Genomic DNA, 12,298 nt, shown 5'->3' on the forward strand with positions numbered 1-12,298 from the left:
GGGGAACGGCACTGACGACCGTGTGATCGGAGCACCCTCATGCTGACGACCCGCTACGTCCCCGGCGCGCCGAACTGGCTCGATCTCGGCGCCCCCGATGTCGACGCCGCCGCGGCGTTCTACGCCGCGGTGTTCGGCTGGACGTTCCACTCGGCCGGCCCGCAGGGCGGCGGCTACGGCTTCTTCCAGCTCGACGGGAGGACCGTCGGCGCGGTCGGCCCGCTGTCGGAGGAGGGCGCGGCACCGGCCTGGACGGTGTACTTCCACACCACCGACGCGGACGCCACCTGCGCGGCGGTGGAGCAGGCCGGCGGCCGGGTCCGGGCCGCGCCGATGGACGTCTTCACGGCCGGCCGGCTGGCCCAGCTCACCGACCCCACCGGCGCCGACTTCGCCGTCTGGCAGCCCGGCGACGTCGCCGGCCTGGACGTGGTCATGGAGCCGAACACCCTGTGCTGGACGGAGCTGTACACCACCGACGTCGCCGCGGCCCAGGGCTTCTACCGCACGGTCTTCCGGTGGAGCCACCGCGACGTGCCCACCGGCGGCGAGGTCGGCTACAGCCTCGTCTCCGCGCCCGGCGGGGGCGTGGGGGAGGACACCGCGCACGGCGGCATCCTCCAGCTCCCGCAGCAGAATCTGGACGCCGGTTCGACGTCCGAGTGGCATCCGTACTTCGGCGTCACCGACTGCGACGCCGGCTATGCGGCGGCGCTCGAAGCGGGCGCCGGGGTCCTCATCCCGCCGATGGACGCCCCCGGCGTCGGCCGCCTGGCGATGGTGACGGACCCGGCGGGCGCCCCGTTCGCGATGATCAAGGGGGATCCGTCGACGGCCTGACCCGCCGGGCCCCGGGCCGCCCGGGCCGGCGCCGCCCGTCCCGCCGGCCCGGTGTCACCCCTCCCGCCGCGCGTCCACGATCCGCTTGAACTTCCCCACCGAGCGCTCCAGGGTCTCCGGATCGACGATCTCGACCGCGACCGTGACGCCGATCCCGTCCTTGACGCCGCGCGCGATCCGGCCGGCCGCCGCCGCGCGGTCGTCCGCCGTGGCATCCGGGCGGGCCTCGGCGCGGACGGTCAGCCGGTCCAGCCGGCCCTCCCGGGTCAGCCGCAGCTGGAAGTGGGGTGCGACGCCGGGCGTCCGCAGCACGATCTCCTCGATCTGGGCCGGGAAGAGATTGACCCCGCGCAGGATGATCATGTCGTCGCTGCGCCCGGTGATCTTCTCCATCCGGCGGAAGGCCGGCCGGGCGGTACCGGGCAGCAGCCGGGTCAGGTCCCGGGTGCGGTAGCGGACGATCGGCATGGCCTCCCTGGTGAGGGAGGTGAGGACCAGTTCGCCGTGCGCGCCGTCCGGGAGCACCTCGCCGGTGATCGGGTCGACGATCTCGGGCAGGAAGTGGTCCTCCCAGAGGTGCAGCCCGTCCTTGGTCTCCACGCACTCCTGCGCCACGCCGGGGCCCATCACCTCCGACAGCCCGTAGATGTCCACCGCGTCGAGGGCGAACCGCTCCTCGATCTCCCGGCGCATCTCCTGCGTCCAGGGCTCGGCCCCGAAGACGCCCACCTTCAGCGAGGTGGTCCGCGGGTCGATGCCCTGCCGTTCGAACTCGTCCAGCAGGGTGAGCATGTACGACGGCGTCACCATGATGATCTCGGGCCGGAAGTCCTGGATGAGCTGCACCTGACGGCTGGTCATACCGCCGGAGGCCGGGACGACGGTGCAGCCGAGCCGCTCCGCCCCGTAGTGCGCGCCGAGCCCGCCGGTGAACAGCCCGTAGCCGTAGGCGATGTGCACGGTGTGGCCGGGTCGGCCGCCCGCCGCGCGGAGCGAACGGGCCACCAGTTCAGCCCAGTTGGCGAGGTCCCGCTCGGTGTACCCGACGACGGTGGGCCGCCCGGTGGTGCCGCTGGACGCGTGCAGCCGGCGGATCCGGTCCCTGGGCACCGCGAACATCCCGAACGGGTAGTGCGCCCGCAGGTCGTCCTTGACCGTGAACGGGAAGCGGGCCAGGTCGGCCACCGAGCGGCAGTCCTCGGGGTGCACCCCCGCCCGGTCGAAGGCCGTGCGGTAGAAGGGGACGTTGTCGTAGGCGTGGCGCAACGAGGCGCGCAGGCGGGTGAGTTGCAGGGCGTGCAGGGCGTCCGCCGAGAGCCGCTCGGCGTCCTCGCACCACTCGCCCCCGCAGGAGCCGCCCGCCGGTCCGCCGGGCGCCCGGCCGGTCGTCGTGCTGTCCGTCGCCGCTTCCGGCATGGATCTCACCGCCTCGTGTCCCTACCGATCATTCGGTAGCCGCGTGCGGGTCCAAGTAATCAGCGCGCGGCGAACACGTCAAGAGGCGTGCCGCGGACGGTCCCCGGGTAGCGTCGGGCGCATGGGTGACGTACAGAAGGTGCAGGTCGGTGACGTCCAGCTGGCATACCGGGTCTGGGGGGAGGCGGACGCGCCCCCGGCGGTACTGCTGCACAGCCTCGGGGAGGACGGTGAGGACTGGCGCGGGGTGGTCGGCCGGCTCGCCACCACCCACCGGGTCTACGCCCCGGACCAGCGCGGACACGGCCGCAGCGACTGGCCGGGGGAGTACGGCTTCGAGCGCTGGCGGGACGACGCGATCGGCTTCGTGCAGGCGCTCGGCCTCGGCCCGGTCACGCTCATCGGCCACTCGGTGGGGGCGACCGCCGCCCTGCTGCTGGCCGCCCACCGGCCGGACCTGGTCGCGTACCTGGTCGCGGAGGAGCCCGCCCCGCCGGTGCCCGCCGAACCGCCGCAGGAGGTCCCAGCGCCGCCGCCAGGACCGGCGTCCTTCGACTGGCAGGCCAAGACCGCCGTGGTCGCCGAACGCAACGCCCCCGCGCCGCACTGGCACGCGGCCCTCGCCGGGATCACCGCCCCCACCCTGGTCATCTCCGGCGGTGCCACCAGCCCCATCCCCCCGCACCACCTCGCCGAGCTGGCCGAGGCCATCCCCACCGCCCGGCTGGTGACCATCGAGGACGCCGGCCACCTCGTCCACGAGGACCGGCCCGGCGACTACCTGGCGGCGGTGACGTCCTTCCTGGCGGGGACGTGACCGCCGCGGGCCGGTGGCCCGTAAGCTGCCACCGGCAGGGGCCCCCGCGAGGGGCCGACGCAGCGACGAAAGGGCCGATGTGCGGACGACCTCCTTCCCGCGCCGCGCGCTGATCGCCGGGGCGGCCGCGGCCGTGCTGGCCACCGGGGCCGGGAGCGCCGCCGCGGCGCCGCACGCCACCGCCGCGCGAACGGGCGCCGCCGGCCCGGCCGTTGCGGCCTCCGCGACGGCGCCCGCAAGCCCGGCCGCACGTGCGACCGCAAGCGCGTCCGGGCAGCTGCGGACGCTGGTCGCGCTGGCCGCCGAGCGGCTGGCCACCGCCGATCCGGTGGCCGCCGCGAAGTGGGGCACCGGCAGCCCGATCGACGACCCGGCCCGCGAACAGCAGGTGCTCACGGACGTGGCGGCGCAGGCCCGGGCGCTGGGCGCCGACCCCGCGGTGACGGTACGGGTCTTCCGGGACCAGATCGAGGCGAGCAAGCTCGTCCAGCGCGGACTGCACCGCCGCTGGGCCGCCGACCCCGCGCAGGCCCCCGCCACCCGCCCGGACCTGGCCCGGGTCCGCGCGGAGATCAACCGCATCAACGGCGCGCTGGTCCGGGCGCTGGCCGCCGCCCCGCGGGCCCGGACCGCCCCCGGCTGCGCACCGCGGGTGGCGGCCGACGCGCTCCGGGTGAGCCACCGGCGGCGCTGGGACGTGCTGCACACGGCGGGGCTGGCCCGGTCGCTGCGGTCGGTCTGCGGCGGGTAGCCGGCCGGGCGCGCCCGGTCCTCCCCGCGGGCGGTCCGCCGCCCCCGTTCACCCCGCCGCCGCCCCCTCGGCCCCCGCCGCGACCGCCTTCGCCCAGCGGTAGTCCGCCTTGCCGCTGGGGGAGCGCCGGATGCGGTCGGTGAAGACGACGCTGCGCGGGATCTTGTAGCCGGCCAGCCGGGTGCGGCAGTGGGACTGGAGGGCGGCCAGGTCCAACGGGCCGGATTCCGCGCGCAGTTGGACCACGGCGGCGACCCGGCTGCCCCAGCGGTCGTCGGGGACGCCGGCCACCAGCGCGTCGTAGACGTCCGGATGCGCCTTCAGGGCCTGCTCGACCTCCTCCGGGTAGATCTTCTCGCCGCCGGAGTTGATGCACTGCGAGCCCCGCCCCAGCACGGTGACCACGCCCTGCGCGTCGACGGTGGCCATGTCGCCGAGCAGCACCCACCGGTCGCCGTCCGCCTCGAAGAACGTCTCGGCGGTCTTCGCCGGGTCGTTGTGGTAGCCCAGCGGCACGTGGCCGCGCAGCGCGAGGCGGCCCACCTCGCCGGCCGCGACCGGGCGGTGGCCGGCGGCCGGATCCACCACCGCCGTACGGGAGTTGACGTGCAGCCGGAAGCCCTTCTCCGGGCCGGAGTCGTCGGTGGCGGTGCCGTTGAAGCCGGACTCCGAGGAGCCGAAGTTGTTCAGCAGCAGCGCGTGCGGCACCAGCGCGGCGAACTGCGCGCGGACCGTGTCCGAGAGGATCGCCCCGGAGCTGCTGACGCTCAGCAGCGAGGAGCAGTCGGTGCCCTTGAGCGGTCCGGCGAGCGCGTCCACCAGCGGCCGCAGCATGGCGTCGCCCACCAGGGAGATGCAGGTGACCCGCTCCCGCTCGACGGTGTGCAGCACCTCCTCCGGGGCGAACTTGCGGTGCAGTACCACCTTCTGGCCGAAGTGCAGGGCGATGAACGCGGTGAGCAGGGAGGTGCCGTGCATCAGCGGGGGCGTGGGGAAGAAGACCAGGCCCTCGCCCCCGGCCGCGACCCGTTCGGCCAGCTCCCCGGGGGAGGTGACCGGCGCGCCGGTCGGCGCGCCGCCGCCCATCCCGGAGAAGAAGAGGTCCTCGTGGCGCCACACCACGCCCTTGGGCATTCCCGTGGTCCCGCCGGTGTAGAGGACGATCCGGTCGTCGGCGGAGCGCGGCCCGAATCCGCGGGCGGGCGAACCGGCCGCCTCGGCCGCCGCCAGCGGTACGGGGGCGATCCGCGGCTCGGGCGCCCCGGCGGGCGGGGTGCCGACCCGGACCAGGTGCCGCAGCTTCGGGGTCCGCGGCAGCGCCCCGGCGACCCGCTCGGTGAACTCCGCGTCGAAGACCAGCGCCACCAGGTCCGCGTCCCGGTAGAGGTAGACCAGTTCCTCTTCCACGTACCGGTAGTTGACGTTGACCGGGACGGCCCGGATCTTCAGGCAGGCGTAGACGGCCTGGAGGTAGGCGACACCGTTGTAGAGGTGCAGTCCGACGTGGTCGCCGGGGCCGATGCCCTGGTCCTCGAGGTGGTGGGCCAGGCGGTTGGCGGCGCGGTCCAGTTCCGCGTAGGTCAGCCGCCGCTCGGCGCCGCCGCCCGGGCGGTCGGCGTGCACCAGCGCCTCCCGGTCCGGGACGGTGTCGGCGATCGACTCGAAGAGGTCGGCGAGGTTGTACTCCATGGCTCCTCCAGACCGGGCGGCGTCGGCTCGGCGGTCATTAGAGCGCCACCGGCAGGCGCAGGGAAGGGCCCGCACCAAGGAAACTGACGCAGCGTCAGAAAAAGCCTTGAACTCGCCGGCCCGCTCCTGCAACCTGTTCTCGTCGCCAGACGGGAGGACCGCATGGGCGGGACCGAACATGCCGCGAGCGCCCCGGTACGGCCGGAGGACGCCGGCACCGAACACCTCACCGTGGAACGCACCGGCGCGACGCTGGTGCTCACCCTCAACCGGCCGGAGGCCAGGAACGCGCTCTCCCTGCCGATGCTGGTCGGCCTGTACGACGGCTGGCTGGCCGCCGACGCCGACGACGGCATCCGCTCCATCGTGCTGACCGGCGCCGGCGGCGCCTTCTGCGCCGGTATGGACCTCAAGGCGCTGGCCGGCGGCGGAATGGCCGGCGAGCGGTACCGGGACCGGCTGCGCGCCGACCCCGACCTGCACTGGAAGGCGATGCTGCGCCACCACCGCCCGCGCAAACCGGTGATCGCCGCCGTCGAGGGCCACTGCGTCGCGGGCGGCACCGAGATCCTCCAGGGCACCGACATCCGGGTCGCCGGCGAGAGCGCCACCTTCGGCCTCTACGAGGTGCGCCGCGGCCTGTTCCCGATCGGCGGCTCCACCGTCCGGCTGCCCCGCCAGATCCCCCGCACGCACGCCCTGGAGATGCTGCTCACCGGTCGCCCCTACCCGGCGCCGGAGGCCGCCCGGATCGGCCTGATCGGCCGCGTCGTCCCCGACGGCACCGCGCTGGAGGCGGCCCTGGAGACCGCCGAGCGGATCAACGCCTGCGGCCCGCTCGCCGTCGAGGCGGTCAAGGCGTCCGTCTACGAGACCGCCGAACTCACCGAGGCCGACGGACTCGCCGCCGAACTCGCCCGCGGCTGGCCGGTCTTCGACACCGCCGACGCCAAGGAGGGCGCCCGCGCCTTCGCCGAGAAGCGCCCCCCGGTCTTCCGGCGCGCCTGACCCCACCCGACCCAGGAGCCCCGCATGTCAGAGGTCCTCACCGCGCCGCTCGTCGTCGAATTCCCCTTCACCCGCTCCCTCGGGCCGGTCCAGCGCGCCTTCCTCACCGGCCTGCGCGAACGCACCGTCCTCGGCGTCCGGGCCCGCGACGGCCGGATCGTGGTCCCGCCGGCCGAGTACGACCCGGTGACCGCCGACGAGCTGAGCGACCTGGTCGAGGTCGCCCCGGTGGGCACCGTCACCACCTGGGCCTGGAACCCCGCCCCGCGCCGCGGCCAGCCGCTGGCCACCCCGTTCGCCTGGGTCCTGGTCCGCCTCGACGGCGCCGACACCGCCCTGCTGCACGCCCTGGACGCCCCCGGCCCGGACGCGGTGCGCACCGGCCTGCGGGTCCGGATCCGCTGGGCCGCCGCCCGCACCGGGGCGATCACCGACATCGCCTGCTTCGAACCCGCGGACGGCGAACCGGCCGGCGGCCCGCCCGCCGCCCACCCCGGCCGGTTCGCCGACCCGGTCACCGGCATCACCGCCCCCGCCCGGCTCGACTACACCTACGCGCCCGGCCGCACCCAGTCCCGCTTCCTCCGGGGCCTCGCCGAGCGCAGGACGCTGGGCGAACGCTGCCCGGCCTGCCGCAAGGTCTACGTCCCGCCCCGCGGCGCCTGCCCCACCTGCGGGGTGGCCACCGGCGAACAGGTCGAGGTCGGCCCCCGCGGCACCGTCACCACCTTCTGCATCGTCAACATCAAGGCCCGCAACCTCGACATCGACGTGCCCTACGTCTACGCCCACATCGCCCTGGACGGCGCCGACCTCGCCCTGCACGCCCGGATCGGCGGCATCCCCTACGACCGGGTGCGGATGGGCCTGCGCGTCGAACCCGTCTGGACCGACGGCGCCCGCTACCCCGACCACTACCGCCCCACCGGCGAGCCCGACGCCGACTACGACAGCTACAAGGAGCTGATCTGATGTCCGAGCCAGTGCGCGGCCCGGTGCGCGAGGTCGCCATCGTCGCCTTCGCGCAGAGCGGGCACGTCGCCGACAGCACCGACACCTCCGAGGTCGAGATGGTGATGCCGGTCCTGCACGACGTGCTGGCCCGAACCGGCCTGAAGGCCCGGGACATCGGCTTCACCTGCTCCGGCTCCTGCGACTACCTCGCCGGCCGCGCCTTCTCCTTCACCATGGCGCTGGACGGCGTCGGCGCCTGGCCGCCGATCTCCGAATCCCACGTGGAGATGGACGGCGCCTGGGCGCTGTACGAGGCGTGGGTCGCGCTCCTGACCGGCGAGGCCGACACCGCGCTGGTCTACGCGTACGGCAAGTCCTCACCGGGCGACCTGCGCGAGGTGCTCACCCGCCAGCTCGACCCGTACTACCTCGCCCCGCTGTGGCCCGACTCGGTGGCCCTGGCCGCGCTCCAGGCCCAGGCGCTGTGCGACGCCGGGCTCACCGACGCCCGCGAACTGGCCGCGATCGGCGCGCGCAGCCGCGGCGGAGCGGACACCGGGCCGGGCCGGCAGGTCGTCGGACCGCTGCGCACCGGCGACTGCCCGCCGGTGGTCGACGGCGCCGCCGCGGTGGTGCTCGCCGCCGGCGACACCGCCCGCCGGCTCACCGAGCGCCCGGCCTGGATCCGCGGCCTGGACCACCGCATCGAGGCCCACAGCCCGGGCGCCCGTGACCTCACCGACTCGCCCTCGACCCGGCTCGCCGCCGAACGCGCCGGAGCCTTCGACGCCCCGGTCGACACCGCCGAACTGCACGCCCCGTTCAGCTCCCAGGAGGTCGTCCTGCGCCGTGCCCTGCGGCTCGACGCCCCCGGCGGCACCGTCCGGATCAACCCGTCCGGCGGCGCGCTGGCCGCCAACCCCGTGATGGCCGCCGGGCTGATCCGGCTGGGCGAGGCGGCCGCCGCCATCCACCGCGGCGCGTCCGACCGCGCCCTGGCGCACGCCACCTCGGGGCCCTGCCTCCAGCAGAACCTGGTCGCCGTCCTGGAGGGGGAGCGATGAGCGGTACCGCGTCCGCGAAGGAGCCGGTGGCCGTCGTCGGCATCGGCCAGACCAAGCACGTCGCCGCCCGGCGCGACGTCTCGATCGCCGGACTCGTCCGCGAGGCCGCCCAACGGGCCCTGGAAGACGCCGGGTTGACCTGGAGCGAGATCGACGCCGTGGTGATCGGCAAGGCGCCGGACTTCTTCGAGGGGGTGATGATGCCGGAGCTGTACCTCGCCGACGCGCTCGGCGCGGTCGGCAAACCGATGCTGCGGGTGCACACCGCCGGCTCGGTCGGCGGCTCCACCGCCCTGGTCGCCGCCAACCTCGTCGCCGCCCGGGTGCACCGCACCGTCCTCACCCTCGCCTTCGAGAAGCAGTCCGAGTCCAACGCGATGTGGGGCCTGTCCCTGCCGATCCCGTTCCAGCAGCCGCTGCTGGCCGGCGCCGGCGGCTTCTTCGCCCCGCACGTCCGCGCCTACCTGCGGCGCTCCGGCGCCCCCGCCGCCATCGGCTCCCTGGTCGCCTACAAGGACCGCCGCAACGCCCTGAAGAACCCCTACGCCCACCTCCACGAACACGACCTCACCCTGGAGAAGGTCCAGTCCTCGCCGATGCTCTGGGACCCGATCCGCTACTCCGAGACCTGCCCCTCCTCCGACGGCGCCTGCGCCATGGTCCTGACCGACCGGACCGGCGCGGCCCGCGCCCCGCACCCGCCGGCCTGGGTGCACGGCGGGGCGATGCGCAGCGAGCCCACCCTCTTCGCCGGCAAGGACTTCGTCTCCCCACGCGCCGGGAAGGACTGCGCCGCGGACGTCTACCGGCAGGCCGGCATCACCGACCCGCGCCGCGAGATCGACGCCGTCGAGATGTACGTCCCGTTCTCCTGGTACGAGCCGATGTGGCTGGAGAACCTCGGCTTCGCACCCGAGGGCGAGGGCTGGAAGCTCACCGAGTCCGGCGCCACCGAACTCGGCGGTGAGCTGCCGGTCAACCCCTCCGGCGGGGTGCTCTCCACCAACCCCATCGGCGCCTCCGGCATGCTCCGCTTCGCCGAGGCCGCGCTCCAGGTCCGCGGCCGGGCGGGCGCGCACCAGGTCGACGGCGCGCGGCGGGCGCTGGGGCACGCCTACGGCGGCGGCGCCCAGTTCTTCGCCATGTGGCTGGTGGGCGCCGAGCCCCCGCCCCGCTGACCGCCGCGGCCGCCCGCCCGGCGCCCGCCGGACGTCCTCTGTCCGTCCCCGGACCCAGTCGTTACGCTGGCCCGGACGACGACCGGGAGGAGCGGTTACGTGGCCGACAGCATCACCGACCAGCGGCTCGCGGGCGGGCCCAGGCCCCAGCTCGACCTGACCGACGCCGAGTGGCGGACCAGCACCCGCGGCGTGGGCGGAGATGTCCAGATCGCCTTCGTCGAGGGTTACGTGGCGATGCGCAACGGCCGCAGCCCGGAGATACCGGCGCTGATCTTCACCCCGGCGGAGTGGCGCGGCTTCGTCCTCGGCGCCCGGGCGGGCGAGTTCGACCTGACCTGACCTGACCTGACCTGCGGCGCGGCGGCCCCGAGGTGAACGGACCGGTGCCCGGCGGGCCTTGCGCGGCGCCCGCCGGGCACCGGACGTCAGGTGAGCACCACGCAGCCCCGCTCCCGCAGCGCCCGGACCGGTGCCGCCGTGTCCGCCACCGCGTTCCAGCGCAGGTCCAGCTTCTCCAGCGCCGGCAACGCGCCGAGCCACGCGGGCAGTTCGGTGATCCCGTTGCCGCGCAGATCCAGCCACCGCAGCCGCGGCAGCCCCCGCAGCACCCCGGGGACGCCGGGCAGCGCGTTGTCCCGCAGCTCCAGCACCCGCAGCTGGGCCAGCTGTGCGACGCCGTCCGGCAGCGCGGTCAGGGCGTTGCCGCCCAGCCACAGCTCCCGCAGTCGCCGCAGCCGCCCCACCGACGCCGGCAGTGCGCTCAACTCCGCCCGCTGCACCCGGAGTTCGACCAGCCCGGCCATCGCGCCCAGCCCCTCCGGCAGCCGCCCGAGCGGATTGTCCCCGGCGTTGAGGTACGCCAGCCGGTCCAGCCGGCACAGCGCGTCCGGCAGCGCGGCCAGGCGGTTGTCGTGGACGTAGAGGTAGCGGGTCAGTCCGCCGGCCAGCGCGCCGATCTCCGCCGGGAGCGCGGTGAGCGCGTTGTGGCCCAGATCCAGGGTGTGCAGCCGGCGCAGCCCGCCGAGCGCGCCGGACACCTCGGTCAGCCGGTTGTCCGCCAGGATCAGCACCTCGCAGTCCGTCCGCCGCCAGACCTCCTCGGGGACCGCCGCGAGACCGGCCCGCCAGTGGTTGATCCACCGGTCCGCGGGCCGCCCGGTCACGGCCACGGCCGCAGCTCGGGCAGCGGCCCGGCGGCCCCCGCGCGGTCAGCGGCCGGCGGCGCGTCCGGCTCCCGGCCGGCCAGCCACGCGGTGAGCGCGGTCAGCGGGCCGCGGACGGTCACCACCGGGGCGCCGGCCGGACCGTACTCCCGCACCGGCCGGGCCGTCCCCTCCGCGTGCGCCGTCCCCTGGTCCACCGGCACCAGGACCAGTCGCACGCCCTCCGGCGCCCGGGGCGCCAGATATTCCAGCAGGTGGTGGCACAGCTCGCGCGGCCACTGCGCCGGGCCGGGGCCGAGCCGGGCGTCCGCGGTGTGCACCGCCAGCTCCCGCCACCAGCACAGCAGCGCGCCCCGCAGGTCGCCGTCCCGGTAGCGCACCGGCCGGGACCAGTCGCCGGGCCCGACCGCCGCCCAGGCCGCCGACGCCTCGTCCAGCGCCGCGCCGACCGCCGCCCGCAGCTCCGCCGCACCGCGCCGGGCGCCCTCCTCGATGGCCGCGGTACGGGCCGGGAAACCGCCGTCGTACGGCTCGACCAGCTCGCCGTGCAGCGCGGCGCGCGCCTGGCGGGCCATCGCCAGGCCGATGCCCTCGATGTGCGAGAGGACGTGGGCGCGCGACCAGCCCGGCAGCGCGCTGGGCTCCCGCACCGCGGGGTCGGTCAGACCGGGGAGCAGGGCGCGCAGCCGCTCCTGCCCGGCCGCCACCGCCGCCCGCACCGCGGCGGCGTCCGGCGGCCCGGCCGGTGCCGCATCGGTCACGGCCACAGCAGCTCCTTCGTCCACGCCGCACCCGCGCGCCGGTACACCAGCCGGGTGTGGTTGCGGTCCCTGGCGCCCTGCCAGAACTCCACCGACTCGGCCCGCACGGTGTAGAGCGTCCACTCCGGCGGTACGAGCCCGGGGTCGCGGGCCAGGCGGTCCGCGGCCCCGGCCACCGCGGCGTCCCGCTCCTGAAGCGAGGCCAGCGGGCTGCTCTGCCGGCCGAGCAGTGCCTCGGCCCGCGCCCCGGTGCCGCGGGCCAGGAAGTCGGCGGCCGACCGCTCGGCGCTCTCCGGCACCACCGGGCCGCGCACCCGCACCTGCCGGGCCAGCGGCTGCCAGTAGAAGGTCAGCGCGGCGTACGGGCGGACGGCCAGCTCCCGGCCCTTGCCGCTGCCCAGGTGCGCGGCGAACCGCCAGCCCGCCGCGTCCACGTCCTTGAGGATCAGCGTGCGGGCGGACGGATTGCCGTCCGCGCCGGCGGTGGCGACCGTCATCGCGTGCGGTTCGGGGACCTGCGCGCGGAGGGCGCCCAGCAGCCATGCGGTGAACAGCTCCACCGGCTCCGCGGGCGTCCTTTCCGGATCGAACACCGGCAGCGGATCTCCTCCGAACACCGGGAGATCGCGGAGCAGTTGACGGAGATCGGCCATG

13 protein-coding genes are annotated in these 12,298 nt (G+C 75.6%); 8 read left to right on the forward strand and 5 right to left on the reverse strand.

The window, feature by feature from the left end; all coding sequences use genetic code 11:
* The first annotated feature begins 39 nt into the window (after positions 1-39).
* Positions 40-840 (forward strand): VOC family protein, encoded by an 801-nt coding sequence (locus tag MUU72_RS17320; protein ID WP_248014180.1) that lies wholly within the window; start codon positions 40-42, stop codon positions 838-840.
* 54 nt (positions 841-894) lie between these two features.
* Here MUU72_RS17320 and paaK read toward each other — a convergent pair whose 3' ends face one another.
* Positions 895-2,256 carry a phenylacetate--CoA ligase PaaK gene (gene paaK / locus MUU72_RS17325; protein WP_248014229.1) on the reverse strand — a complete coding sequence of 454 codons (1,362 nt, stop codon included), beginning with the start codon at positions 2,254-2,256 and terminating at the stop codon, positions 895-897.
* Positions 2,257-2,377: 121 nt separating this feature from the next.
* Between paaK and MUU72_RS17330 the strand changes: the two genes are divergently transcribed.
* Together MUU72_RS17330 and MUU72_RS17335 are read left to right on the forward strand one after the other, a co-directional pair.
* Complete coding sequence (locus tag MUU72_RS17330; RefSeq protein WP_248014181.1) at positions 2,378-3,073, forward strand: alpha/beta fold hydrolase; 696 nt, start codon at positions 2,378-2,380, stop codon at positions 3,071-3,073.
* Positions 3,074-3,152: 79 nt separating this feature from the next.
* On the forward strand, positions 3,153-3,824 hold the full coding sequence (locus tag MUU72_RS17335) for a chorismate mutase (protein WP_248014182.1): 672 nt from the start codon (positions 3,153-3,155) through the stop codon (positions 3,822-3,824).
* 48 nt (positions 3,825-3,872) lie between these two features.
* On the opposite strand, the gene MUU72_RS17340 is transcribed toward MUU72_RS17335, so the two are convergent.
* Positions 3,873-5,513, reverse strand: coding sequence for an acyl-CoA synthetase (locus MUU72_RS17340; RefSeq protein WP_248014183.1), 1,641 nt, complete (start codon positions 5,511-5,513; stop codon positions 3,873-3,875).
* A gap of 162 nt (positions 5,514-5,675) precedes the next feature.
* On the opposite strand from MUU72_RS17340, the gene MUU72_RS17345 reads away from it, so the two are divergent.
* The 5 genes from MUU72_RS17345 (at position 5,676) to MUU72_RS17365 (ending at position 10,059) form a co-directional block, all read left to right on the forward strand.
* The gene (locus tag MUU72_RS17345) at positions 5,676-6,521 is read left to right on the forward strand and encodes a crotonase/enoyl-CoA hydratase family protein (protein WP_248014184.1); all 846 of its coding nucleotides are present in this window, start codon (positions 5,676-5,678) and stop codon (positions 6,519-6,521) included.
* 24 nt (positions 6,522-6,545) lie between these two features.
* A complete protein-coding gene (locus MUU72_RS17350) occupies positions 6,546-7,493 on the forward strand; it encodes a Zn-ribbon domain-containing OB-fold protein (RefSeq protein WP_248014185.1) in 948 nt (315 codons plus the stop codon).
* Positions 7,493-8,539 carry a thiolase family protein gene (locus MUU72_RS17355; protein ID WP_248014186.1) on the forward strand — a complete coding sequence of 349 codons (1,047 nt, stop codon included), beginning with the start codon at positions 7,493-7,495 and terminating at the stop codon, positions 8,537-8,539. Before MUU72_RS17350 ends, MUU72_RS17355 begins: the two co-directional genes overlap by 1 nt.
* Positions 8,536-9,717: a thiolase family protein gene (locus tag MUU72_RS17360; protein WP_248014187.1), complete on the forward strand. Its 1,182-nt coding sequence runs from the start codon at positions 8,536-8,538 to the stop codon at positions 9,715-9,717. Before MUU72_RS17355 ends, MUU72_RS17360 begins: the two co-directional genes overlap by 4 nt.
* A gap of 99 nt (positions 9,718-9,816) precedes the next feature.
* Positions 9,817-10,059: a DUF397 domain-containing protein gene (locus MUU72_RS17365; RefSeq protein WP_248014188.1), complete on the forward strand. Its 243-nt coding sequence runs from the start codon at positions 9,817-9,819 to the stop codon at positions 10,057-10,059.
* An 86-nt stretch (positions 10,060-10,145) separates the two neighbouring features.
* On the opposite strand, the gene MUU72_RS17370 is transcribed toward MUU72_RS17365, so the two are convergent.
* From MUU72_RS17370 to MUU72_RS17380, 3 genes are read right to left on the reverse strand one after another with little or no spacing between them, the layout of a single operon-like run.
* Complete coding sequence (locus MUU72_RS17370; RefSeq protein ID WP_248014230.1) at positions 10,146-10,856, reverse strand: leucine-rich repeat domain-containing protein; 711 nt, start codon at positions 10,854-10,856, stop codon at positions 10,146-10,148.
* Positions 10,857-10,879: 23 nt separating this feature from the next.
* Positions 10,880-11,644 carry a maleylpyruvate isomerase family mycothiol-dependent enzyme gene (locus MUU72_RS17375; RefSeq protein ID WP_248014189.1) on the reverse strand — a complete coding sequence of 255 codons (765 nt, stop codon included), beginning with the start codon at positions 11,642-11,644 and terminating at the stop codon, positions 10,880-10,882.
* A complete protein-coding gene (locus MUU72_RS17380; protein WP_248014190.1) occupies positions 11,641-12,297 on the reverse strand; it encodes a pyridoxine/pyridoxamine 5'-phosphate oxidase in 657 nt (218 codons plus the stop codon). Before MUU72_RS17380 ends, MUU72_RS17375 begins: the two co-directional genes overlap by 4 nt.
* Position 12,298 lies beyond the last annotated feature (1 nt).

This window comes from Streptomyces rhizoryzae (genome assembly GCF_023155275.1).
Lineage (GTDB): Bacteria > Actinomycetota > Actinomycetes > Streptomycetales > Streptomycetaceae > Streptomyces > Streptomyces rhizoryzae.

What these genes read in the sequence shown, in the direction of transcription:
- MUU72_RS17380 (WP_248014190.1), bottom strand. Translation starts at nt 12,297, where the DNA reads ATGGCCGATCTCCGTCAACTGCTCCGCGATCTCCCGGTGTTCGGAGGA.
- MUU72_RS17345 (WP_248014184.1), top strand. Translation starts at nt 5,676, where the DNA reads ATGGGCGGGACCGAACATGCCGCGAGCGCCCCGGTACGGCCGGAGGAC.
- MUU72_RS17355 (WP_248014186.1), top strand. Translation starts at nt 7,493, where the DNA reads ATGTCCGAGCCAGTGCGCGGCCCGGTGCGCGAGGTCGCCATCGTCGCC.
- paaK (WP_248014229.1), bottom strand. Translation starts at nt 2,256, where the DNA reads ATGCCGGAAGCGGCGACGGACAGCACGACGACCGGCCGGGCGCCCGGC.
- MUU72_RS17340 (WP_248014183.1), bottom strand. Translation starts at nt 5,513, where the DNA reads ATGGAGTACAACCTCGCCGACCTCTTCGAGTCGATCGCCGACACCGTC.
- MUU72_RS17350 (WP_248014185.1), top strand. Translation starts at nt 6,546, where the DNA reads ATGTCAGAGGTCCTCACCGCGCCGCTCGTCGTCGAATTCCCCTTCACC.
- MUU72_RS17330 (WP_248014181.1), top strand. Translation starts at nt 2,378, where the DNA reads ATGGGTGACGTACAGAAGGTGCAGGTCGGTGACGTCCAGCTGGCATAC.
- MUU72_RS17320 (WP_248014180.1), top strand. Translation starts at nt 40, where the DNA reads ATGCTGACGACCCGCTACGTCCCCGGCGCGCCGAACTGGCTCGATCTC.
- MUU72_RS17360 (WP_248014187.1), top strand. Translation starts at nt 8,536, where the DNA reads ATGAGCGGTACCGCGTCCGCGAAGGAGCCGGTGGCCGTCGTCGGCATC.